The 23407-nt window shown below is 68.0% G+C and carries 17 protein-coding genes, 3 tRNA genes and 1 pseudogene; 9 read left to right on the top strand and 12 right to left on the bottom strand.

The features are described from left to right. Window positions 1-100: 100 nt before the first annotated feature. Window positions 101-2104, bottom strand: coding sequence for an FAD/NAD(P)-binding protein (locus V6S67_RS02035; RefSeq protein ID WP_334208654.1), 2004 nt, complete (start codon window positions 2102-2104; stop codon window positions 101-103). Between V6S67_RS02035 and V6S67_RS02030 the strand changes: the two are divergent. Together V6S67_RS02030 and V6S67_RS02025 are read left to right on the top strand one after the other, a co-directional pair. Continuing rightward, window positions 2094-4303: pseudogene (locus tag V6S67_RS02030) on the top strand (prolyl oligopeptidase family serine peptidase). The gene V6S67_RS02035 and the pseudogene V6S67_RS02030 sit on opposite strands and share 11 nt — an antisense overlap. Window positions 4304-4405: 102 nt before the next feature. Beyond that, a tRNA-Ser gene (locus V6S67_RS02025) sits at window positions 4406-4493 on the top strand. A gap of 84 nt (window positions 4494-4577) precedes the next feature. Here V6S67_RS02025 and V6S67_RS02020 read toward each other — a convergent pair. After that, window positions 4578-6692 (bottom strand): RecQ family ATP-dependent DNA helicase, encoded by a 2115-nt coding sequence (locus V6S67_RS02020; RefSeq protein ID WP_334208653.1) that lies wholly within the window; start codon window positions 6690-6692, stop codon window positions 4578-4580. 49 nt (window positions 6693-6741) lie between these two features. On the opposite strand from V6S67_RS02020, the gene V6S67_RS02015 reads away from it, so the two are divergent. Further along, on the top strand, window positions 6742-8190 hold the full coding sequence (locus V6S67_RS02015; protein ID WP_334208652.1) for a phosphomannomutase/phosphoglucomutase: 1449 nt from the start codon (window positions 6742-6744) through the stop codon (window positions 8188-8190). Window positions 8191-8286: 96 nt separating this feature from the next. On the opposite strand, the gene V6S67_RS02010 is transcribed toward V6S67_RS02015, so the two are convergent. Continuing rightward, window positions 8287-10170, bottom strand: coding sequence for a phosphoenolpyruvate carboxykinase (GTP) (locus V6S67_RS02010; RefSeq protein ID WP_442884680.1), 1884 nt, complete (start codon window positions 10168-10170; stop codon window positions 8287-8289). A gap of 291 nt (window positions 10171-10461) precedes the next feature. Here V6S67_RS02010 and V6S67_RS02005 point away from each other — a divergent pair. Both V6S67_RS02005 and V6S67_RS02000 read left to right on the top strand, forming a co-directional pair. Then, window positions 10462-10537, top strand: a tRNA-Arg gene (locus tag V6S67_RS02005). A gap of 88 nt (window positions 10538-10625) precedes the next feature. Beyond that, entirely contained in the window at window positions 10626-12044 is a 1419-nt protein-coding gene (locus V6S67_RS02000; RefSeq protein ID WP_334208651.1) for a dihydrolipoyl dehydrogenase family protein, read from the top strand. Between the two features lie 38 nt (window positions 12045-12082). Here the strand turns inward: V6S67_RS02000 and V6S67_RS01995 are convergent, their stop codons facing one another. From V6S67_RS01995 to upp, 4 genes are all read right to left on the bottom strand, one after another. After that, on the bottom strand, window positions 12083-12616 hold the full coding sequence (locus tag V6S67_RS01995) for a SixA phosphatase family protein (RefSeq protein ID WP_334208650.1): 534 nt from the start codon (window positions 12614-12616) through the stop codon (window positions 12083-12085). Between the two features lie 38 nt (window positions 12617-12654). Further along, complete coding sequence (locus V6S67_RS01990; protein WP_334208649.1) at window positions 12655-13470, bottom strand: winged helix-turn-helix domain-containing protein; 816 nt, start codon at window positions 13468-13470, stop codon at window positions 12655-12657. Window positions 13471-13800: 330 nt separating this feature from the next. Continuing rightward, window positions 13801-15138 carry an APC family permease gene (locus tag V6S67_RS01985; protein ID WP_334208648.1) on the bottom strand — a complete coding sequence of 446 codons (1338 nt, stop codon included), beginning with the start codon at window positions 15136-15138 and terminating at the stop codon, window positions 13801-13803. A 99-nt stretch (window positions 15139-15237) separates the two neighbouring features. Beyond that, window positions 15238-15873, bottom strand: coding sequence for a uracil phosphoribosyltransferase (upp, locus tag V6S67_RS01980; RefSeq protein ID WP_334208647.1), 636 nt, complete (start codon window positions 15871-15873; stop codon window positions 15238-15240). A 23-nt stretch (window positions 15874-15896) separates the two neighbouring features. On the opposite strand from upp, the gene tadA reads away from it, so the two are divergent. The 4 genes from tadA (at window position 15897) to V6S67_RS01960 (ending at window position 18614) form a co-directional block, all read left to right on the top strand. Next, window positions 15897-16391, top strand: a complete 495-nt coding sequence (gene tadA / locus V6S67_RS01975) for a tRNA adenosine(34) deaminase TadA (protein WP_334208646.1) — start codon at window positions 15897-15899, stop codon at window positions 16389-16391. A gap of 48 nt (window positions 16392-16439) precedes the next feature. Next, window positions 16440-16928 (top strand): pyridoxamine 5'-phosphate oxidase family protein, encoded by a 489-nt coding sequence (locus V6S67_RS01970; RefSeq protein ID WP_334208645.1) that lies wholly within the window; start codon window positions 16440-16442, stop codon window positions 16926-16928. Window positions 16929-16984: 56 nt separating this feature from the next. Further along, window positions 16985-17074 (top strand) — tRNA-Ser (locus tag V6S67_RS01965). A 397-nt stretch (window positions 17075-17471) separates the two neighbouring features. Next, a complete protein-coding gene (locus tag V6S67_RS01960; RefSeq protein ID WP_334208644.1) occupies window positions 17472-18614 on the top strand; it encodes a hypothetical protein in 1143 nt (380 codons plus the stop codon). Window positions 18615-18897: 283 nt separating this feature from the next. Here V6S67_RS01960 and V6S67_RS19925 read toward each other — a convergent pair whose 3' ends face one another. The 5 genes from V6S67_RS19925 to V6S67_RS01940 form a co-directional block, all read right to left on the bottom strand. Then, window positions 18898-19134 carry an HNH endonuclease gene (locus V6S67_RS19925; protein WP_442884843.1) on the bottom strand — a complete coding sequence of 79 codons (237 nt, stop codon included), beginning with the start codon at window positions 19132-19134 and terminating at the stop codon, window positions 18898-18900. A gap of 556 nt (window positions 19135-19690) precedes the next feature. Then, window positions 19691-20830: an XRE family transcriptional regulator gene (locus V6S67_RS01955; protein ID WP_334208643.1), complete on the bottom strand. Its 1140-nt coding sequence runs from the start codon at window positions 20828-20830 to the stop codon at window positions 19691-19693. Next, window positions 20823-21566, bottom strand: a complete 744-nt coding sequence (locus V6S67_RS01950; protein WP_334208642.1) for a hypothetical protein — start codon at window positions 21564-21566, stop codon at window positions 20823-20825. The genes V6S67_RS01955 and V6S67_RS01950 overlap by 8 nt, the downstream gene beginning before the upstream one ends. 588 nt (window positions 21567-22154) lie before the next feature. Further along, window positions 22155-22694 carry a hypothetical protein gene (locus V6S67_RS01945; protein ID WP_334208641.1) on the bottom strand — a complete coding sequence of 180 codons (540 nt, stop codon included), beginning with the start codon at window positions 22692-22694 and terminating at the stop codon, window positions 22155-22157. Between the two features lie 224 nt (window positions 22695-22918). Beyond that, a complete protein-coding gene (locus V6S67_RS01940; protein ID WP_334208640.1) occupies window positions 22919-23383 on the bottom strand; it encodes a hypothetical protein in 465 nt (154 codons plus the stop codon). Window positions 23384-23407: the final 24 nt, after the last annotated feature.

The following is a 23407-nucleotide window of genomic DNA, read 5'->3' as shown; positions in this document are numbered from 1 at the left end:
GCCGGAAGGGGCTGGACCGTCAACGGTCCAGCCCCTTCTCGCGTCCTCCACGCTCCCGTCCCCCGCATCGACGTCGTGATGCCGGTCCGGGGCTGCACGCCTAGGCGCCGGCCCGCTCCAGGAGGGCTGCTGCGATCGCGTCGGCGTCGAGCAGGGTCCTGCCGCCCGCCTCCAGCGGTGCCCCGGCCTCGGCCGCGATGGCCGTCCCCCACTGGACCGAGGCGAGCTGGAGCCCGATCACGAAGAGGTCGTCCTGGGCCCTGCCGGTGGCGTCGACGGCTCGGTAGGGCGGCAGGGTGACGTCCAGCCCGGCGGAGGTGACCGGCACGCCGTCCTCCCCCATGAGGGTCCGCGGCCTGACCGTGCCGTCCTCCAGCAGGGTGCGCATGAGCGGGGACAGGCTCGTGCTCACCCGGTTCGCGGGCATCATCGCCTCCACCAGGTAGCGCGCCGTGAAGGAATCGCCCCGGACCCAGGGGGAGGTCGCCCGGAACAGTCCCTCGTCCGGGTCGAAGCCGAAGCTCGGATTCGGTCCCACGAAGCGGACCACCCCGGCGCGCACGAGCGCGGCGAGCTGCGCGATCCGCGCCGGCGGCGGTCCGCTGGCGAGGCCCTCGACGAGCGGCTCGAACCAGCCGCGCAGCTCGGCGTTCCACGACGAGTCCGAGATCCCGCCGTCGGCCACCGCCTGCTTGATCACCGACCTCCCGGCATTCATGGCACCGATCGCCATCTTCAGGGGGTCGTCCTCGCCCTCGGCCGATCCCGCGGCATCGGCGTCGAGGTAGGCGAGGACGGCCGCCGCGTACTCCTCGCCGTCGGCGAAGCGGCGCCGCGCGAACGGCTGCGCGAGGGCCTCGACGTCGAGCCGGAGGTCCGTGGGCACGGCGCGGGCGACGGCGTCGCCCGCAGCGGCCTCCCAGGCGGGGCCGTCCGTCCCGAGCGCGGCGTCGAGCTCCGCGAGGAACACCTCGGGCGACGCCGCGAGGACCCGATCGGTGGTGCGGCAGAGCGTCGTGTAGTACGCCCAGAGGACGTCGCGGTGCAGCAGCGGCCACAGGTCGTGGTCGAACCCCGGCTGGACGCCGGAGCGCCGGAAGGCAAGGACCCGGGCCGGTGTGCAGAAGCGCAGGCTGACGCTGCGCGGGATGTAGGAGTCGAGGGACGCCTTCGCCCGGTACGGCACCCCCCGCCGGGAGGCCGCGACGATCCGGGGCTCCCGCCCGGAGGGCGCGTACTCGAGCCGGCCACCGTCGGCGGGCGAGAACCTCCCGCCGCGGCCCTCCGTCAGCTGGATCATGGCGTCGAAGAAGTTGAGGCCGAGGCCGCGGACCAGGACCGTCTTCTGCGCGGGGAGGCGGTTCCAGGCCACGTCGGCGGGGACGGCGGGCGGCCAGTACTGCAGCCCGTAGCGGGCTGCGACGTCCTGCAGCCTCGCCTGCTCCGGGGTGAGGGTCGCCGCGAGATGCCCCAGCGCGAGGACCACGTCGTCGACGTGCAGCCGTGAGCCGTCGTCGAGGAGGATCCGCCACGGGTCGGCGGGACCGGCTTCGCCGAGCGGGGCGTGGTCGTCCGCGGCGTCGCCGAGACCCCGGTCCTCCCCGGAGTCGTCGAGGCCCTCGAGCCCGACGGCGTCGAAGCGCTGGAGCCCGACGGCTTCCTTGCGGTGGTGCACGACGGTGACGCCGGGCGCGGCCCCCCGCACGACCTCCGCGAACGTCCACGCCAGGTACCGGCCGTAGAGCGCACGGCTCGGGAAGTCCCGCGAGGTCAGGCGCGCGCATTCGGCGAGGTCGTCGTCGCCCAGCCCGGTGATCCGGCCGGCCTGCACGCGCATCCGCCAGGCGTCGAAGGAGACGCCGCCGGGGGAGGCCGCGACATCGGCTGCGGCCGGGCCGGCGGGGACGACCGTCGGGTACAGGCAGGGCGTGTTCATCAGGAACAGCCTCGACTGGTCCGTCCGCCAGACATGTCCCGGGCCGGGCTCGTAGGGTTCGATCACGTGCAGGGCGAGGTCGGGGGCACCTGCCCCCAGGGCACGATGACGGGCGATCAGCCGCTCCACCACGGAGGTGCCGCGGGGTCCGCCTCCGATGACGGCCACGCGCCTTGCCTCCTGGTTCTCCACTCCCCCAGCGTATCCAACACCGCCGCCACGCCCGGCTGCCGGTCCCGTCGCAGGGCCCGCTGCAGGAGCGCTGCATAGGATGAATGGATGACGCACTCGACGGAGACCACCGCGCCCACGGACGACCCCTTCCTCTGGCTCGAGGACATCTACGACGAGGACGGCCTCGCGTGGGTCCGCGCCGAGAATGCCCTGACCGAGGACGCGCTCCTGACTCCGGCCTTCGGCACCCGGGAACGCGGCATCCTCGAGGTGCTCGATTCCACCGACCGCATCCCCATGGTCGGCAAGCACGGGAGCCACTACTACAACTTCTGGCGCGACGCCGGGCACCGGCAGGGCATCTGGCGGCGGACCACCTGGGACAGCTACGTCTCGGACACCCCGGACTGGGAGACCCTGCTGGACGTCGATGCGCTGAGCGCGGCCGAGGGGACCGAGTGGGTCTGGGGAGGCGCGCTCTTCCTCCGCCCCGCCGACGGCTCCCCGCACGAGCGGGTGCTCGTGGTCCTCTCCCCCGACGGCGGCGACGCCGCGCGCTACCGGGAGTTCAGCCTCGCCACCCTCGACTTCGCGGCCGGCGGCTTCGACATCCCGACCGCGAAGAGCCGCATCGGCTGGGCCGGGCCGGACACCCTGCACGTCGGCACCGACTTCGGGCCGGGCTCGATGACGTCGAGCTCCTACCCCCGGACCGTCCGGACGCTGCGGCGCGGCAGCGACCTGGCCTCGGCGGACCCGTACTTCGAGGTGGACGAGGACCACATGATGGCCCTCGTGGTGCACGATCCCACCCCCGGGTTCGAGCGCGACATCGCCGTCGACACCATCGACTTCTACACGCGCCGTACCTACCTGCGGCAGGACGGCGACTGGCGCCTCCTCGAGGTGCCCGAGGACGCGAGCATCTCCCTGCACCGTGAATGGCTGATCATCCGTCCGCGCACGGACTGGGCCGTCGGCGCCGGCACGCACGCCGCTGGGTCCCTCCTCGTCATCGCGCTGGACGACTTCCTCGCCGGCGGGCGCACGTTCGCGACCGTCTTCGCCCCCGACCCGGCCACGTCCCTCCAGTCCTGGAGCTGGACCCGCGACCATCTCCTCCTGAACCTGCTGCGCGACGTGTCCTCCGAGATCCGCATCCTCGACCCGGCGAACGGCTGGTCCGCGGACCTCCTCGACGCGTGCCCGCCGCTGCACTCCGTGGACGCCTACGCCGTCGACGACGAGGACGAGGGGACCGGCAACGACTACTGGCTCGTCGCCACCGGGTTCCTCACGCCGTCCACGCTCTACCGGGGGACCATCGGCGGGGAGCACGCGGCCGTCAAGTCCTCCCCGTCCTACTTCGACGAGACCCGCTTCACCGTCGAGCAGCACTTCGCCGTCTCGAGCGACGGGACGCGGGTGCCCTACTTCCAGGTGGCGCAGGAGGGCCTGGTGCTCGACGGCGGCAACCCCACACTGCTGTCCGGTTACGGCGGCTTCGAGCACTCGATGACGCCTGCCTACAGCGGCGTGATCGGGCGTGGCTGGCTCGAGCGCGCCACGGAGGACGGCCGGCACGGCGTGTACGTGCTGGCGAACATCCGCGGAGGAGGCGAGTACGGACCGCAGTGGCACCGGGCCGCCCTGCACGCGGACCGGCACCGCGCGTACGAGGACTTCGCGGCCATCGCCCAGGACCTGGTGCGGCGCGGTGTGACGCAGCCTGCCCTGCTCGGCTGCACGGGCCGCAGCAACGGCGGCCTGCTCGTGGGCAACATGCTCACCACCTACCCGGACCTGTTCGGGGCCATCTCCTGCGGCGTGCCCCTGCTCGACATGCGCCGCTACACGAAGCTGTCCGCCGGCTACTCCTGGATCGCCGAGTACGGCGACCCCGACAAGCCCGAGGAGTGGGAGTACGTGCAGACCTTCTCGCCGTACCACCTCCTGCGCGACGACGTCACCTACCCGAAGACGCTCATCTGGACGGCGACCAGCGACGACCGCGTGGGCCCTGTGCAGGCCCGCAAGATGGCCGCGAAGATGAAGGGCCTCGGCATCCCGGACGTCTGGTTCCACGAGGCGCTCGAGGGCGGCCACGCCGGCGCGGCCGACAACCGGCAGGCCGCGAGGATGCACGCCATGAGCTTCGAGTTCCTCTGGAGGGCGCTCACCGGCTCGCTCTGACGCTCGCGGCGCACGGGGACTGTACGTCGAGGCGGTGGGGCGGGGCGGTTTTGCTCTTGCCGTCCCCTTCTGGGTAACCTTGGGAGGCTAGAGATAGCCGATGGAGACGTGCCAGAGCGGCCGAATGGGCTTCACTGCTAATGAAGTGTGGGCCTAAAGCCTACCGGGGGTTCAAATCCCCCCGTCTCCGCGTCGAGAGGCCCCAGAAATGGGGCCTCTTCTCGTTGGCCTTCCCGAAACCCCCGCCGACCTCCCCCAAGCGCCGGCCCGGCCGTCAGGCCTTGAGCGCCAGGGCGAACGGCAGCACACCCGAGGCGCCCGCCGTGCGCAGCGCCCGCCCCGCCTCGGTGATCGTCCAGCGGCTGTCGGCGAAGTCGTCCACGAGCAGCACCGGCCCGGGATTCGCGGCGAACCAGGCGGCGCCGCCCTCGGGGACGGCGAAGTGATCCCACACCGACGCCAGGCGGAAGGCGCTGTTGCCCCCGGGCTCGCCCTGCGGGAAACCGTGCGGGGTGGCCAGCTGCCCGAGGTAGGGGATGCGGCCCACCTGGGCGAGCGCCTGCGCGAGCGACCCGATGAGCTCCGGCCGCCGTCGGGAGGGGACGCTGACGACGGCGACCGGCCGCTCGTCCCAGCCCCACTGCACCAGCACGCGCACCACGGCCTCGATCACCGCGGGGTCCAGCGGTGCATCCGGCGTGGCGTCCGCCATGAGCTCACGCAGCCTGTTGCCCCAGCCGAGATCGGTGAGGCGCGCCAGGGCACGTCCGGGCAGGCTGACCTCGCCGGGCTTCAGCTTCCCCTTCAGGGGCACGCCCAGCTTGTCCATCCCGGACGGCCACTGGCCCCGCGGTTCCAGCTCCACGCCGACCCTGCTGAGGGCCTGGCTCGCGGAATCGGAGGCCTCGTGCGCCACCTCGTCCGAGTACCAGGGGCCGGCGCAGTTGTCGCAGCGGCCGCAGGGGGTGGCGGCCGGGTCGTCGAGGGACCGGGAGAGGAACTCCATGCGGCAGCCCGCGATGTTCTCGTAGTCGAGCATGGACTTCTGCTCCACCACGCGGGCCTCGCTGATGCGGCGGTACCGCTCGGCGTCGTACGTCCACGGCGTCCCGGTGCTCTCCCAGCCGCCGGTCACCTTCCGGACGGCGCCGTCGACGTCGAGCACCTTCAGGAGGAGCTCGAGGGGCGAGCGCTTCAGGTTGACCCGTGTCTCCAGCGCCGGCGTGGACAGGACGACGCCGGGTTCCAGGGCCTCGAGCACGCGCAGCGCGGCGTCCTGGGACGGCATCGACGCGGTGGCGAAGTACTCCCAGATGTCGCGGTCCTCGGCGCCGGGCAGCAGCAGGACGTCCGCGTTCGGCGTCCCGCGGCCCGCACGCCCCACCTGCTGGTAATAGGCGACGGGCGAGGACGGCGCCCCGAGGTGCACCACGAAGCCGAGGTCGGGCTTGTCGAAGCCCATGCCGAGCGCGCTGGTGGCCACGAGAGCCTTGACCTCGTTGTTCTTCAGGGCCGCCTCCGCCGCCTCGCGGTCCGCGGGATCGGTGCGTCCCGTATAGGCACGGACGGCGTGCCCGTTCTCGCGCAGCAGCCGGGCGGTGTCCTCGGCCGCCGACACCGTCAGGGCGTAGATGATGCCGCTGCCCGGCAGGTCGGACAGGTGGGTGAGGAGCCAGGCGAGGCGGGAGCGGGGGCTCGGCAGGCGCAGCACGCCGAGCCGCAGCGACTTGCGCGCCAGCTCGCCGCGCAGCGTGAAGACGTCCGTGCCGCCCGCGCCGAGCTGCTCCTCCACGTCCTTCACCACACGGGAGTTCGCCGTCGCCGTGGTGGCCAGCACGGGGACACCCTGAGGCAGCCCCATGATCAGCTCCCGCAGGCGCCGGTAGTCGGGCCGGAAGTCGTGGCCCCAATCCGAGATGCAGTGCGCCTCGTCGATCACGAGCAGCCCCGTGCGCCGCATGAGCTCCGGCAGGTACAGCTCGCGGAAGGACGGGTTGTTGAGGCGCTCGGGCGAGACGAGCAGGACGTCCACCTCGTCCCGCTGGAGCTTCGCCTCGATGTCCTGCCACTCGGTCTGGTTCGCCGAGTTGATCGCCTCCGCACGCACCCCGGCCCGGGCTGCAGCGGCCACCTGGTCCCGCATGAGCGCGAGCAGCGGCGAGACGATCAGCGTGGGGCCGGCGCCGCGGGCGCGCAGGAGCAGGCTCGCCACGAAGTACACCGCCGACTTCCCCCATCCCGTGCGCTGCACGACGAGGGCCCGTCGTCCACCCTCGACGAGCGCCTCGATGGCCTCGAACTGCCCCTCGTGGAAGTGCGCGTCGGGTGATCCGACGAGGGTGTGGAGGATGGCGGTGGCTTGCTCGTTGAGCGTGGTGGTCGACGACATTTCCCCAGTATCCCAGCCGCCTCCCCCAGTCCCCGCGGGCGGTTCCACCATGTGTGCAACCGCCGGCAGCCCCACCGATAGACTCTCCACCGTGACTACAACCTTCGATCTGTCAGCATCCTTCAAGGCGTACGACGTCCGCGGCATCGTCGGCGAGACCATCACGGTGGACTCCGTCCGCGCGGTCGGTGCGGCCTTCGTGGACTCCCTGGAGCTCGCGGGCGAGACCATCCTCGTCGGCGGCGACATGCGCCCCTCGTCCCCCGAGTTCTCGAAGGCGTTCGCCGAGGGTGCCACCCGACGCGGAGCGAATGTGGTCTTCCTCGACCTCATCTCCACCGACGAGCTGTACTACGCCAGCGGCACGCTGCACGCCGCGGGCGTGACCTTCACGGCCAGCCACAACCCTGCCCAGTACAACGGCATGAAGATGACGCGCCCCGGTGCCGTCCCGGTCTCCTCCGAGACCGGCCTGAAGGACATCCAGGAACGCGCCGAGCGCTACCTCGCGGAGAACGCGATCCCCGCCGTCGAGACCCAGGGCACCACCGGCGTCCGCGACATCCTCGACGAGTACTCGCGGTTCCTCCGCTCCCAGGTGGACCTCTCGGCGTCGCGGCCCCTGAAGATCGTGGTGGACGCCGGCAACGGCATGGCCGGCCTCACCACGCCCGCCGTCCTCGGCGACCGGATCCTCCCCGCCCTGCCGTTCGACATCGTGCCCCTCTACTTCGAGCTCGACGGCTCGTTCCCCAACCACCCGGCCAACCCGCTGGAGCCGGAGAACCTGCTCGACCTGCAGGCGGCCGTCGTGCAGCACGGCGCGGACATCGGGATCGCGTTCGACGGCGATGCCGACCGCTGCTTCATCATCGACGAGCGCGGCGAGCCGGTCTCGCCGAGCGCCATCACGGCGATGGTCGCGCGCCGCGAGATCGCCCGCGCGCAGGCCGCCGGCGAGCCGGAACCCGTGATCATCCACAACCTCATCACGTCCCGTGCGGTGCCGGAACTGATCCGGCACGACGGCGGCCGCCCCGTGCGCACGCGCGTGGGGCACTCCTTCATCAAGGCCGTCATGGCCGAGGAGGGGGCCGTGTTCGGCGGCGAGCACTCGGCGCACTACTACTTCCGCGACTTCTGGAACGCGGACACGGGCATGCTCGCGGCGATGCACGTGCTGGCTGCGCTCGGCGAGCAGGACGGCCCGCTGTCCGACCTGGGCCGCGAGTACGAGCCCTACTTCTCCTCGGGCGAGGTCAACTCGAAGGTGCAGGACCTCCCCGCCTCCATCGCCCGTGCACGCCGGGAGTTCGAGCAGGACGGCGTGGTGGTCGACGACCTCGACGGCCTGACCTTCACCCCGGAGCACGGCGACTGGTGGTTCAACCTCCGCCCGTCGAACACCGAGCCGTATCTCCGGCTCAACGCCGAGGCCGTGGATCCGCAGACGCTCGAGGACCTCGTGCAGCGCGTGCTGGCCGTCATCCGCGACTAGGACCGCGTCCGGACCACGCCCGGTCCACAGGGCACAGGAGAGGCCCCTTCCCGCCGGGAAGGGGCCTCTCCTGTGCGGGGACCGGGGTCCGACGCGTCAGGCGACGCTGAAGCGCTGCTTCAGTTCTTCGAGCTGGCCCTTGAGTTCCTCGGGCAGCGAGTCCCCGAAGCGCGCGTACCACTGCTCGATCCCCTCGAGCTCCTCGGCCCACTCGAGGGCGTCGACGTGCACCGCGGCCTCGACCTCGGCGGGCGTCATGTCGAGCCCGGTCAGGTCCAGTGCGTCCCCCGTGGGGACGAACCCGATGGGCGTCTCGACGGCGTCGGCCGTACCCTCGAGCCGCTCGATGACCCACTTGAGCACGCGCGAGTTGTCGCCGAAGCCCGGCCAGGCGAAACCGCCCGAGGCCGTGCGGCGGAACCAGTTGACGAGGAAGATCTTGGGCAGCCGGGCCTGGTCCGCCCCGGCGCTGAGGGTGAGCCAGTGGCGCAGGTAGTCGCCGGCGTCGTACCCGATGAACGGCAGCATGGCCATCGGGTCGCGGCGCACGCGCCCCACCTGACCGGCGGCGGCCGCCGTGGTCTCCGAGGACAGGGTGGAGCCCATGAAGATGCCGTTGGCCCAGTTGCGGGACTGCGTGACGAGCGGGACGGTCGTCTTGCGACGGCCTCCGAAGAGGATGGCGGAGAGTTCGACGCCGTCGGGCCGGTGGAACTCCTCGGCGAGCATGTCGATCTGGTCGATCGGCGTGCAGAACCGGGCGTTCGGGTGTGCGGCCGTGTGGTCCATGTCGGGCGTCCAGTCCCGGCCCTGCCAGTCGGTCAGGTGCGCGGGCACCTCGTCGGTCATACCCTCCCACCACACGCCGCCGTCGTCGGTGAGGGCCACGTTGGTGAAGACCGAGTTGCCCTTCGCGATCGCGCGCATCGCGTTGGGGTTGGTCCCCCAGCCGGTGCCCGGGGCGACCCCGAACAGGCCCGCCTCGGGGTTCACGGCCCGCAGTTCGCCCTCCTTGCCGAAGCGCATCCAGGTGATGTCGTCGCCCAGGGTCTCGACCTTCCAGCCCTCGATCGTGGGGTCGAGCAGCGCAAGGTTGGTCTTGCCGCAGGCCGAGGGGAACGCCGCGGAGAGGTAGTAGGTCTTGTCCTGGGGCGAGGTGAGCTTGAGGATCAGCATGTGCTCGGCCAGCCAGCCCTCGTCGCGGGCCATCACGGAGGCGATCCGCAGCGCGTAGCACTTCTTGCCGAGCAGGGCGTTGCCGCCGTAGCCGGAGCCGTAGGACCAGATGGAGCGCTCCTCCGGGAAGTGCACGATCCACTTGTCGTCGTTGCACGGCCAGGGAACGTCGGCCTCACCCTCCTCGAGAGGGGCTCCGAGGGAGTGGAGCGCGGGGACGAACGGGGCGCCGAGTTCGGTCATCCGGTCCAGGACCGCGGTGCCGATGGTCGCCATGATCCGCATGGACGTCACCACGTAGGCGCTGTCCGTGATCTCGACGCCGAACTTCGGGTCCTCCGCGTCGAGGTGGCCCATCACGAAGGGGATGACGTACATGGTGCGCCCCCGCATGGAGCCGGTGAACAGGCCGGTGAGCTTGGCCTTCATCTGGTCCGGGTCCATCCAGTTGTTCGTGAAGCCGGCTTCGCGTTCGTCCTTCGAGCAGATGAACGTCTGCTCCTCCACCCGGGCCACGTCCTTGGGGTCCGAGAACGCCGCGAAGGAGTTGGGGAACGTCTCGGGATTCAGCCGGACGAAGGTCCCGCTGTCCACGAGCGCGTCGGTGAGGCGCGTGTTCTCCTCCTCCGACCCGTCCACCCAGACGACCTCGGCCGGCTGCGTGAGCTCCTGCACCTCCCGCACCCAGGCGAGAAGGGCCGGATGAGTGGTCGGCGCAGCGCCGGAGGCATCCGGCAGCGGACTGCCGTCAGTATGTGTGGGGGGTGTGCCGACCTCATCAAGCTGACGCGCAGTATGGCCCATTAGTCTTCCCTTCGGTGTGGGTGCTCGGTGTATCGATGCTAGGGGCGGCGTATTTCGGGGACAGGTCCCGACGACGAAACATCCGACGCCGGCAGTGCGTGATCCGCGTCATGAGTGCGATGTCCTGCGCTTACGTAACACGACCGTGTGACGAAGGTCACCTAGACCGGTATGGAATTCGGTGGGGGTCCCCGCTGATTAGGCGTCCCGCGGATTCCACGCTAAAGTTGTCTACGGCCAAACGGCCAGCTTGTAGGACCCGATCGCTCGCCGATCTGGACGCCTACGGATGCGTGCGTAGCTCAACGGATAGAGCATCTGACTACGGATCAGAAGGTTGGGGGTTCGAATCCCTTCGCGCGCACCACGGTTCGACAGACGAGAAAGGCCCCGGCTCCGGCCGGGGCCTTTCTCGTCGGGTTGCTCCCCCGCAGGGCTGATGGGAGGCTCTGCATATGAGTGAATCCCGAAGCATCGACGTCATCGTGATCGGAGCCGGTGCAGTCGGCGAGAACGTGGCAGGGCGGGTGGTGCAGAAGGGCCTCTCCGCGGTCCTCGTCGAGGCCGATCTCGTGGGCGGTGAATGCTCCTACTGGGCGTGCATGCCGTCCAAGGCGCTGCTCCGCCCGGGCACCGTCCTGAATGCCGCCCGGGGCGTCGCCGGCGCCCGCGAGGCGGTCACCGGATCCCTCGACGCGCAGCAGGTCCTGGACCGCCGCACCTCCTTCACCTCCGACTGGGACGACTCCTCGCAGGAGGAGTGGGTCGCCTCCGCCGGCATCACCCTGGAGCGCGGCTGGGCCAGGATCACCGGCGAGCGCGAGGTGACCATCAGCCACGACGACGGATCGGAGGCCCGCTACCTCGCCGGCCACGCCGTCGTCCTGGCCACCGGATCGACGCCGACGGTGCCGCCCGTCGAGGGCCTCGCCGACCTCGACTACTGGACCACCCGCGAGGCCACCTCGGCCCGGGAGGTCCCGGCGAGCCTCGCCGTCCTCGGCGGCGGGGTGGCCGGCGTGGAGCTGGCCCAGGCGTACTCGAGGCTCGGGGCGGAGGTCACGGTCGTCGCGCGCAGCGGCATCCTCGGCAACTACCCGAAGGAGGCGTCCGACCTCGTGCTCGATGCACTCCGTGGCGAGGGCATCACCGTCCTGACGGACACCACGACGACGTCGGTGCGCAAGGAGGACGGCCTCTTCGTGCTCGAGGTCGGCGACGGCGGGACCGTCACCGCCGAGCGGCTGCTCGTCTCCACCGGCCGCCACCCGCACACCGACGGGCTCGGTCTCGAGGAGCTCGGCCTCGACGTGACGAAGATCCGCGCCGACGACACCGGGCGCGTACCCGATGCCGGGGGCTGGCTCTACGCCGTCGGCGACGCCGGCGGCAGGGTGCAGCTCACCCATCAGGGCAAGTACGAGGCTCGTATGACCGGGGACGCCATCGCCGCCCGGGCGTCCGGCACGCTCGGTGACACGGCGGTGGACTGGAGCCCGTACACCGCGACCGCGGATCGCGGGGCGGTACCGCAGGTGGTGTTCACCGACCCGGAGATCGCGATGGTGGGGCGCACCCTGGACCAGGCGCGGAAGGACGGCGTCAACGCGTCCGAGACCTCGCTGCCCATCGCGGTGGCCGGCTCGTCGCTCCACTCCGACGGCTACACGGGCTGGGCGCAGATGGTGGTGGACGAGGACCGCAAGGTGCTCGTCGGGGTGACGTTCGCCGGCCCGGAGGTGTCCGAGCTGCTGCACGCCGCGACCATCGCCGTCGTCGGCGAGGTGCCCCTCGACCGGCTGTGGCATGCCGTCCCCGCCTACCCCACGGTCAGCGAGGTCTGGCTGCGGCTGCTCGAGCAGTACGGGCTGTAGGGGACTTCCGGGTCGACCCGGGACGCGACCGGCGCCGGTCAGCGCACGGTCGACGCGCGGCGCACCACGAAGTCGGTGACCTCGGCGTCGCGCCCGTCGAGTTCGGCCCACTCGCCGTCGTACGAGAGGACGGTGAGCCCGGCCGTCGGGTAGTCGGTCGCGAGGTCCATGACGGCGTCCTCGTCCGAGCGCACGGACGCGAGGCGCATCGCGAGCTCCTGCACCCCCGGGTTGTGCGCGATCACGAGGAGGCTCGTGACGGTCGGCGGCACGTGGTTGATCAGTGCGAGCATCTCCGAGGGACGCGCCGCATAGAGATCGTCCTCGAGCTTGGGCGTGGGCGCCTTGTCCCCGAGTTCCTTGCAGACCCAGGTGCAGGTCTGCCGGGTCCGGAGGGCCGAGGAGACGAGGATGAAGTCGGGGACGGCGTCGTGCTCCACCATCCAGCGGCCCACCAGCGGCGCGTCCGCATGCCCCCGGGAGCTGAGGGACCGCTCATGGTCCGGCACGCCCTCCTGGAACTCGGCCTTCGCATGGCGCAGCAGCAGGAGCTTCTTCCGGTGGTGGTCCATTTCCGCAGTCTATGGCTTCCGGGCGGCGGCCGGCGGCGCTAGATTGAGTACTCCGGAGCGGCCCAGACGATCACCTCGGGGTGGTCGTAGAAGCGGTAGCCCTGCCCGCGGACGGTACGCACGGTGTTGGCCAGGCGGCCGAGCTTGGAGCGCAGGCGCCGGATGTGGACGTCGATGGTGCGCTCGTTCGGCACCTCGTCGGCATTCCGCCAGAGCCCGCTGAGCAGTTCCTCGCGGCCCACGGTGCGGGTCGCGTTCTCGACGAGGTAGTTCAGGAGCTCGAACTCCTTGAAGGTCAGATTGAGCGTGTCGCCGTCGAGGTGCACCTCGCGCCGCGACAGGTCGATCAGCACGCCCGTGGGACGTGCCGGCTGTGCCTGCGGTGCCGCGGGCGCGGTGTCGGGCCGGGGACGGCGGGCGACCGTGGGATCGCCGAGGGCGGCACGGACGACGTCGATGTCGGATCCGGGGGCGTCTGCCGGGGCGAGCGCCACGGCAGCGTGGCTCTCCGCCGTCGGGACGAGCGAGCGGACGTAGGCCCGGACGTCCTGCGCGAGCTTCGAGAACGTGGTCCCGGCCGCAGCGGCGGTCGCCTCGTCGAGCGCGACGTACAGCACGAAGCCGCGCGCCGTCGTGTCGCCGGTGACCGCCTGCGGGCCGGGGACACCGTTGGGCGCGACGACGGGGACGGGAGCGCTCAGGTGCTGCGCGTCACCGGGGACCGCCTGGAGGCGCGAGTGCGGGCGCGGCCCCTGCTGGCCCGGCGCCGGAAAGGACGGGCCGATGGCCTGACGCCCCTGGGCGCCGTGCGGGGAGCGGAGGGAGATATGGACGTAGCCCGGATTTACTGACATGAAAACCACCTCGTGAAGTGTGCCGTCATCACGGCTCGAATGCGGGATGAGCCCGGCCGGTTTGAAGAGGATTGCCCGCCGTTGGGCTCGAAGTGCGTAGGAAGAGGTTGGGTGTAACCGTTACGCGTGCATTCGATGACAGCGCGGCCCGTTCCCGGACACGACGTCCGGGCAGCAGGTCGCGGCTGCAGATGCGAGTGAGTGGGTGATCACGCAAGGAATTATTGCATGTAACAATCGGCTACGCACAAGTAACAAAGGAACTTTGTCCGGCATGCGAGACGGCGGTACGGCGATCGATGAGGCGACGCCCCTCGTGCAGGTCTTCCGCTACTGCGCGACGCGCTCCTCGCGCTTGCGCCCGGCACGGGCTGCCAGGAACAGCAGCGACCCGACCACCATGTAGGCGATGGCGCCGAGCCAGACGACGCCGGTCTGCTGGGTCAGCAGCGCGATGCTGGCGACGATGGCCAGGATCGGCACGATCCGGGGGGCCGAGAAGTGGGCGTGCTCCACCTTGTCCTTCTTGAGGACGAGGACGCTGACATTGGCCGAGATGAACACCAGCAGGAGCAGGAGCACGGTGGTCTCGGCGAGCGTGGCCAGGTCCCCGAACAGGGTCAGCACGATGGTCAGCGCGGCGACGACGACGATCGAGACCCATGGCGTGCGGCGGTTGGGCAGCACACGCGCGAAGGCCCGCGGGAGGAGGTCGGCCTCCGCGAGGCCGTAGCCCACGCGGCTGGCCATGACCATGAAGAGCAGGGCGCCGTTGGCGATGGCGATCAGGGCGATCAGGCTGAACAGCCAGGACGGGACGGCCACGCCGCTGGCATTGACGACGTCGAGGAGCGGCCCGGTGGACTGGGCGAGCTCCGCCGGCGGGAGGACGATGACCGCGCCGAGGGCGATGAGGAGATAGACGACGGCCGCCGTGCCGATGGCCCCGAAGAGCGCGCGGGGGTAGGCCTTGGAGGGGTCCCGCACCTCCTCGGCCATGTTGGCGGCGGCCTCGAAGCCGAGGAACGAGAAGAAGGCGATCACGGACGCCGCGAACGCGCCCTGCAGCGGTGCCACGTCGGGTGCGAACTCGAGCAGCCGGGCCGGTTCCCCGTTGCCGCTGCCGAGGACGATGGCGGCGAGCACGATCACGAGCACGAGGCCGGTGACCTCGATGATCGAGGCGACGAGGTTCGCGGTGAGTGATTCCCGCACACCGCGGAGGTTGATCAGCGTCAGCAGGATGATGAAGACCACGGCGGCCGGAGCGGCCGGGACGTCGATCAGGGCGGCGAGATAGTCGCCGGCGAAGGCGTTCGCCAGGGCCGCGGCCGTGGTGATGCCGGACGCCATCATGAGGAACCCGACGAGGAACGACAGGTACGGGATGCCGAAGGCCCGGTCCGCGTACCGCGCGGCACCTCCGGCGTGCGGGTACTTGGTGATGAGCTCCGCGTACGTCCCGGCGGTGAGGAGGGCCACGACCAGCGCGATGAGCAGCGGCAGCCAGATCACGCCCCCGACATCGTTCGCCATGGTGCCCACGAGGGTGTAGATACCCGCCCCGAGGGTGTCGCCGACGATGAAGGCGAAGAGCAGCGGCGCGCCGATGGCCCGCTTCAGTCCGCCCTCGGTGCTCGCTTCGGTGGTGCCGCTGTCCGTAGCCATCGCACCATTGCAGTCGCTTGGAGGCTGCGGCGCAACCCCTCGCGCGATTGCGGACGGTGTTGTGGTGTCCTCGTGCCGGCGTGGACGACGCCCGTCGCGCTAGCCGACGACGCCGTAGAGGCGGTCCCCCGCGTCTCCGAGACCCGGCACGATGTAGGACTTCTCGTTGAGCTTCTCGTCGATGGAGGCCAGCACGATGGTGACGTTGCGGCCCTCGAGCTCCTCCTGCAGCGTCGCGAGCCCTTCGGGCGCGGCGAGCAGGCAGATGCAGGTGATGTCGGCCGCGCCGCGGGCGAAGAGGAACTTGATGGCTTCGCGGAGGGTGCCGCCCGTGGCGAGCATGGGATCGAGCACGAAGACCTGGCGGCCCGTGAGGTCGTCCGGCAGCCGCTCGGCGTAGGTGATGGCCTCGAGCGTCTCCTCGTTGCGGGCCATGCCGAGGAAACCGACCTCCGCCGTCGGTACGAGGCGCGTCATGCCCTCGAGCATCCCGAGGCCGGCGCGGAGGATGGGGACCACGAGGGGCGTGGGCTTCACCAGTCCCGTTCCCTCCGTCTTCGTGACGGGTGTCTCGATGGACACGGTCTCGACGCGGACATCGCGTGTGGCCTCGTAGGCCAGCAGGGTGACGAGCTCCTCGGTGAGGAGCCGGAACACCGGCGACGACGTGTCCTTGTCCCGGAGAACCGTGAGTTTGTGGGCTACCAGGGGGTGGTCGACTACCAGTACGCGCATGCCTCAAAAGTACCATTGTGCCCATGACCCCCGCCCTGCCCGCCGTGGACCCCGAGCACCACGCGTGGATGGGCCTGGCCCTGAAGTCCGCCGAACTGACGCGTACGAGTGCGGACGTGCCGATCGGCGCCGTCGTCGTCGGACCGGACGGCGACGTGCTGGGGCTGGGCTGGAACCAGCGCGAGGAACTCGGGGACCCGACGGCGCACGCCGAGGTGCAGGCCATCCGTGCCGCCGCGGCCCGGATCGGCGCGTGGCGGCTCGAGGGCTGCACGCTCGTGGTGACGCTGGAGCCGTGCGCCATGTGCGCGGGGGCATCGGTGCTGGCGCGCATCCCCCGCGTGGTGTTCGGCGCATGGGACGAGAAGGCCGGCGCCTCGGGCTCGGTGTTCGACGTCCTGCGTGAGCGGCGCCTCAACCACTGGACCGAGGTGGTGGCCGGGGTCCGGGAGGACGAGTGCGCCGCACTGCTGCGCGAGTTCTTCGCCGCCCAGCGATCCGGTTCCGGCGCCCCCTGATACTGCGTAGGCTGAAGAGGACACAGCACCCTTCGACAAGGAGTAGACGTGGCAGATCAGCAGGACGGTTTGAAGGAAGTACAGGACATCCTCGGCAAGGCCGACATCGCGATCCTCACCACGGTGAGCCTCGACGGGCAGCTCGTGAGCCGGCCGCTCGCCCTGCAGGCGAAGGACTTCGACGGCGACCTCTGGTTCTTCACCGAGGACCCCTCCCCCAAGGCCGACGAGATCCGCGCGAATCCCCAGGTCAACGTCTCGGCGAGCACGGGCAAGGGCTACGTCTCGATCGCCGGGACAGCGACGCTCACGAAGGACCAGGCGAAGATCGACGAGCTGTGGGGCCCCTCGGTCTCCGCGTGGTTCGAGAACGGGCGCGACGATCCCGCCGTCGCCCTCATCCACGTCGACGCGGATACGGCCGAGTACTGGTCCATGGATGCCCCCCGCGTGGTCTCGGCCGTGAAGATGGTCAAGGGCCTCGTGACGGGGTCCAAGCCGGACTCCGGCAAGAACGAGGTCATCGAGCTCCCCTAGGTGCGTACCGGCCCGTTTTGGGTCTGGGGCGCCGGAACCGGTAACGTAGTGGCGTTGGTGACGTGTCCGAGCGGCCGAAGGTGCAACACTCGAAATGTTGTTTGGTGTAAAAGCCAACGTGGGTTCAAATCCCACCGTCACCGCCATGGAAAACCCCCGGGAAACCGGGGGTTTTCTGCATTTGCAGGACCTTCGTGGTGCATCTTTGGTGCATTCTTCGTCGAACCACTTCCGCGTCGGGGCGCTCCCGTACGTGCCACAGCGCTGGCCGATGGTCCAGATACGACGCCCTTCGCCCTAATTCGTTGTCCGAGATTCGAGGTCGCGACCGTTTTCAGTTCAACCCATGGACGCGCCAGTGTCTTTTGGCTATGCTTCTCGTGGGCAAGCTGGTGTGCCCCTCTCCGAGTCAGAGTCCCCACGCGACGATGACGCTGAGGACAACGGTTGCCGATCCAGTGATTCACCCCCTGTCAGGTAGAGATATCTCTCGTGTCACAAGGGCGGTACGCGTGGGATAGGACCCCCAGAACAGAGATAGAGATGACCCCCGACAACCACACCCAAAACCGCGCCCTGCAGCAGGATGCTCATGCCTGGGCCGACTTCACGGGATGCAACTACACAACCGCACTGAACCAGATCCAAGACCCCCTCGCCCAGGGCTTCCTCGGCGATCGCATCAGCGCACGAGAACTGATCGACACGCTCACCAAGCACGACATCCTCGCCCAGGAGGGTGACGAGTTCGTGCTCGGCGAATTGGGTTTCGGCGCTGATAGCGAGTGGAACTTCAACCAGGAGGACGACTTCGTCCAGCTGGCACTCATCACGGACATGCTGCGCATGTTCACTCGCCTGCCGGGCACCGAATCCCCTGAGATTGGCAGCTACACGCTCAAGCACACCGGCGAAGCCTTCCTGAAAGGAACGCCGGCTAAATACGTAACCAACGGCCGACTCATCTGGGCTGCGGCTGCGCTAGGCCTGCCCATCGCCGAATACGAAAAGGATGGCGAGCCGAACTTGCTGATCGGCATCCCGGAGAACGAGCACAGCTATGTGTTCAAATCGGTACGTTCCGGGCAGACCCGACCACAGGCCCACCACTTCCGACCGCCGGGCTACGAACACCTGAGGACGGCGATCGCACAGGTTCTTGCCGGCGAGCCTGCACCGGAGCGCTGGACGGGGCCGGAGACTGGCGACACCGAACCGGCTCCGTTCCATAATTGGCTGCTCGCCCAGACCGATCAGAACAATGTCGTCGGGGACTTCGCCAGGGACTACGCCGAGGGCATCCAGATGAGCATGCACCGGATCGCGCATACCGCAGACGAGCTGCTGGTTCTGCTCAGCGAGATCCAACACTCCCCCGAGGCCTACAACTCTGCGCGGTCCGCGATCGGAGAGTGGCTCGACACGCTCTCGCCGTCCCCCGGAGTCCGCACGCTCAGGATCAGCCGCCACTCGGAGGACTCCGATGGCTACGGAGCTGGCAGTGGAAGCGTCTCACGGCTTAATTTCCTATGCCCTTGCGGCGACGGACGGATTGTCGAAGAGCACGAAAACATCCCGGGATTCCGCGAGCATGACGTCGTGATCGACTGCCCGAAGTGCCGCGACGAGTGGCGCTTCCTCGACGGCCGTACCGTCGCAGACTGGGCCCTGGAGCCTGTCTTCTAAATTCCAGAGGAGAGAAGCACCAATAGCGAGAGCCCCACGGGCATAGACCGGTGGGGCTCTCGCATGTCAGCTGTTGTAGGGGGGCTAAGCCGTTACAACCAGCCGCTTAGGGTGGCAAACGGACGAAGGAGTTGTGCTTCGATCCGTCACGGGCTTCGATACCCACAACATAAATGACACTATGTTGTGGATCTACGCGCACTTGGTCATGGGGCAGGGCAAGCTTGTGCTCCACATCGTTCGACTGCCGCTCAAGTAGTAGGCGCCCGAAGGTCTTGAACCATCAAGGCTGCCTATCGCTTTCAACGCCTAGAAATCGGGTCCGCGCGTCCTCAAACACTTCCTGGTCGGAGCCGAAGGCGGACTCTCGTCTGAGGTTGCACCATCGATGGGCAGCTCGGAGATTGTCAACGTCGTCCGTGCCGCCGTCGCTGACGGGGATGATGTGATCTGCTGTAGGCCCTCGATCATCAAACGGGTCCGCATTGCGGTCGATGGGAAGGCTGCAGATTTCACACATCCACCCGGCCCGCTCGAGCACTTCATATCGATTCTTCCGGTATTCGGGCGTGGTCTTACGACTGCTTCCGCGCGAGCCGATTGATCTCGGCCGCGATTCGTCACCACGGGCACGGGTGCATGCGGCGCACCAGCACGAGGTCAACCGCCCGATGATGTCGATCTTCGCCCGGCGACAGTGCTCATGGGCTTGCGCGAAGGCTAGTTGACGACGCTCAGCTTCTGCTCGCAGCTCGGAGGTCGGCCAGAACCAGATGTGGTTAGGATCCCTCTCACGGCAGATCGTGCATCCGTAGGAAGACCTGGCGAAGTGGTATAAAAGCCAACAGTCATCGGAACAGTAGAGCCGGTTACGAAGATGGCTTTGCATGCTGAAACCACACCCTTGGCACGTCCACCAGGCAAGTTCCCGTTTCGTTCTGCTCATTGAAGGACCGGCAATCCTGTTCTGCTCGTACTCCTCGGATACTGCGCCGCTATCCGAGGAGCAAGCTGAACTTAGAGACGATTTGATTGAACGCCAGCATGAACTGTAAATCCGCCAGCTCAGGTCATTCTCATCGTACGACCCGCAATTTTGGTCGAACATCGGTCTCTCCAAGGACCTCTGCGACATGGCCAACGGTCCAGCAAAGTTCTCGTGCCAGGTCGGTCCGATCGAAGCCGTGCTGAGCAGCCAGTGCCAGCGCCTCACTCAGCAGCGTGGGGACTTCGCCTGGGTAGGTGGCTAGTGGTTCCTCGCGTCTAAACTCCGCGAGGTTGGCCAGCCGCTGGTGTGCGCGGCGAATGGATACGTCTGAAATTAGGCGCAGCTCGCCCATGCGGTATATGAGGGATTCGACCGACACCCCCCAGTTCTTACTGAGCTGATCGAGCGCTGACATGCGCACGGTCTTGGGGAGTAATGGTTCGATCTCTACTCGTGGGGTTAGAAATTCCGCAGCAAACTGATCGGCTTCTCGTTCTTGTTGTCGGTCGCCTGGCAACGGGTTGGGATGAAGCAGGAGGTGTCCTACCTCATGGGCGCACGTGAACCGGTACTCATACACCGACTTGAACCGCTCGGGGGTGACGATAACCAGTGGTCGCCCCAGCGCGTCGGTGGAATAAGCCTTGACTCTGGTAATCGCTTCATTGGTCATCGGAATCAGGCACACCACAATGCCGCGGGCTTCCATCGTGGCAGCCAGATGCGGCACTGGACCGCGTGGTAGTCCCCAGGCCTCACGGAGGATACGAGCGGCTTCTACCGGCGTCGCGCCCTGGGGCACCTCGGGCAAATCGACGTTGGGGAATCGGACCTGCTTCTCTAATGCGTAGGTCAGCTCCCACACCTGTTCAGCGTGAGCAGCTGCCTTGGCGCGGTCCTTCGCCCGGGTCGACCGGAGACTACGGAAGTGAGCGTTGGCAGCGTCCAAACGTCCCAGCGGCCGACCAGCGGCAAAGAACTCGATCGGGACATGGAGCTTTCTCGCCAACGTAGAAAGGAGCTCGGGGCGCGGCTTTATCGCGCCGGCCTCGAACTGCCCTACTGCCGCAGACGAGACACCGACCTGCTCGGCCAACTCCCCTTTGGTCAACCACGCAAGGAGGCGCGCCTGAGTCAGACGTGCCGGCTCGAATGCACCCGCAATCGCGCTCAACGAGGGCAGATCAATGTCCTGGAACAGTGTCAGATCTGGTTCGTGGTCATTCATCGGTCGAGCTGGCTGCCTTCTCGTCGGTCTTCGTCTGGGGGAACTTGCTCGGCAGGTCCCCGGCAGTGAAGGTGCCCGTCGGGGACATCGAGACCGGCTTGGCCGGAGCCAACGACAGCAGGCTTTCGTGGGATCCAGTCCACTCGACGAATCCGGCGGAGTTCACTTCCACTTCACCCCATTCCACTGCGAACAGGCCACGAGGCGAGCTGGAGATAGCCACAAGCGCCAGGCGACCCGAAGTGACTACCGAATCCTTTGTCACGTCCTGGACTGTGGTGAGCAGGTCGCGTTCCTCGTCGGTCAGGCCGGCGTCGGGCAGATTAAGGTCGAGTCCTTCCTGCACCGGCTGTGGGCGCAAGGTGGTGATCGCCGTGCGGGCATCGGAGGTACCGAAGGGTGTTGTTGCCAGCTCCGCCTCCCGGCTCTTCGCATAGCGCCACGGGAACAATGCGACGCCGTTGATGACCGGGAGTTTGTACGGTGCCTCCCCCGGTCGTACCAGCGAGGCACCGGGCAGATCGCCGAACAGTTCAAACTTTTCCAGGATTCCGCGCCAGAACTGGCCGTACACCCCATTCGAACGATGCCCGGACGCCTCCTGTGCATCCAAGGAAGCTTCGTGCTCCTCCTTCACCATCTCCGCGATCTGCTCGCGGATATGGGGACCGTAAGTGCCAAACGCTTCCAGCGCCCAACGTCGTCCTGCATCCATCCATGCCTCCTGCTGTTTCATCGATGACAAGAATCTATCATATGACTTCAGAAAATCACAGGATAGTGACATTCTGCTTTAGAGGCTGGTCATGTCGCCTCGAGCGGCCCTGGCAGGACAGTTGCATCTTGCTTCGCTCGGCACCCAGCAGAACCCTTGAGCTCGCCGAGAATAGATAGGGCCAGGTCTGCCCTCTCGTGAGCCTTGACGCTCTTCAAGCCCCGTGCAGAGGCGGATGCACCATGTGTCAGGGAACCCGAGGGTGGGTGCGGTTGGCGATGCACTGACGGCATGGCAACGCTTTACTGTGTTGCACATCAGTCCTGGTTACCTAATTGGAATCGAGGACGTCGCACCTTCGTCTGGGGGTCGGCGGAAGCTTCATTCCGGCCAGCGCCTGCACCGTCGAAGAGGTCTCTCGGTCCAGCTGCCTATCGAGCGTTACCTTGAGACGGGCCGCGAGGATCTCGCGACACAGCGTCCGGAACAAATTGGTCTTTGCGCGCCTGGGACTGAGCCCTGTTGTCAGTCATCGCCGCTTCCCTCCCTACCTGCCCTACCTGTGCATGGAGGCCCGCGGCTCGTCGGACCCGTGACCAGCACGCATGCCTACTCCTTGGAAGCTGGGCCCCTGCCATCACCACGGACGTCCTCGGCGTCACGGACCTGCCTGACAAGCGGAGGCAGGTCCAGCTCGGAAAGCAGCTTCACCTTCGGCGAGGTCACGCGCCCCAGCTGTTTATCGAGGGTTAGCTTTAGCCCTGCCATGAGTATTTCGCGTCGCAAGGTAGTAAGCATCTGATCCCTCCCATCCGGGCCATACCTTTTGCGAGGAGTCCTGGCCGAGTTGCGGGCGGCTTCGGGGTTGTTCCCTACGCCTGCGCTGCGTGGCGGTACCTTCTGTGGCGCTAAGAAAATCTTCAGTTCCCTGGCGTCCTCAAGGAGTTGGTCGATGGCGTCATCTTGCATCCGGGTAGACGATCCTTGCCATGCTGCATCCAGCATCGCCTTCTCCTTCAATTCTGCCCCCTCACTCCTCGCCAGGGCGGAGAGCATTTTGAGCCCGTAGCCGTTCATCACCTCGTTGCCCGAGACCGTGGCCTCCAGCGCCCACTGGGTGCGCGCCCACCATTCGGAATTGGCGGCCACGTCCCTCCTCCGCTTCGGTAGGGAACTGGGTTTCTTCATAGGAGCCGTCCGCGGCGCCCTTCGACGCCGGCGAGAGACCAAACCAGTAGCTACGAGGACAACAATCACCAGAAGCACTGTGCAGACGCTGACTGCCGCCCATAGCGTCCACGATTCAGAATCTGCCGACGTCAGCCCTTGCGGGGCGGCGGTACTCAAGCTGGCAGGGTCGACTGTCCGATTGTTCATCGCCTGTCTGTCTTCGTATCCGGAGCCGGTCTTGACGAGTGGATCGCCTCGTCAAGGATCTCCGTTATTGCTTTGAGCCGTTCAGGGTCCACCACGGCCAGTGCCTTCACTGCGAAATCACGTACTTCGGAGAGTCTCTTGATCCGCACTCGTGGAAGCTCCGCTTCCACTTCCGGGGGAAGCGGGGCGTTCTCATCGAGCAAGTACTCAGGGTTCACACCGAAGACCGTAGCGATGGCGCGTAGGCACTCATCCGGGACGACCTGGTCCTGACCGTTCCTAAGCCGGGACCATCTGGTGCGGGAGACGTAGTGGCCGATCTTTCTCGTGCCGGCCCCAATCACCGGATAGTCGTACGGTCGCCCCGACCGGTCCACGATGGCATCCAGCAGTAGATTGACCTTCGCGGCGAGTACTTGAGCTCGCTGGAACTTCTCCTCCTCACCGAGCTTCCAGGTCATAGCGTGCGGGTGATTGGGGCCGTG

Source organism: Arthrobacter sp. Soc17.1.1.1 (assembly GCF_036867195.1).
In the GTDB taxonomy this organism is placed as follows: domain Bacteria; phylum Actinomycetota; class Actinomycetes; order Actinomycetales; family Micrococcaceae; genus Arthrobacter_D.
This window is presented reverse-complemented; position numbering and strand designations above follow the sequence as displayed.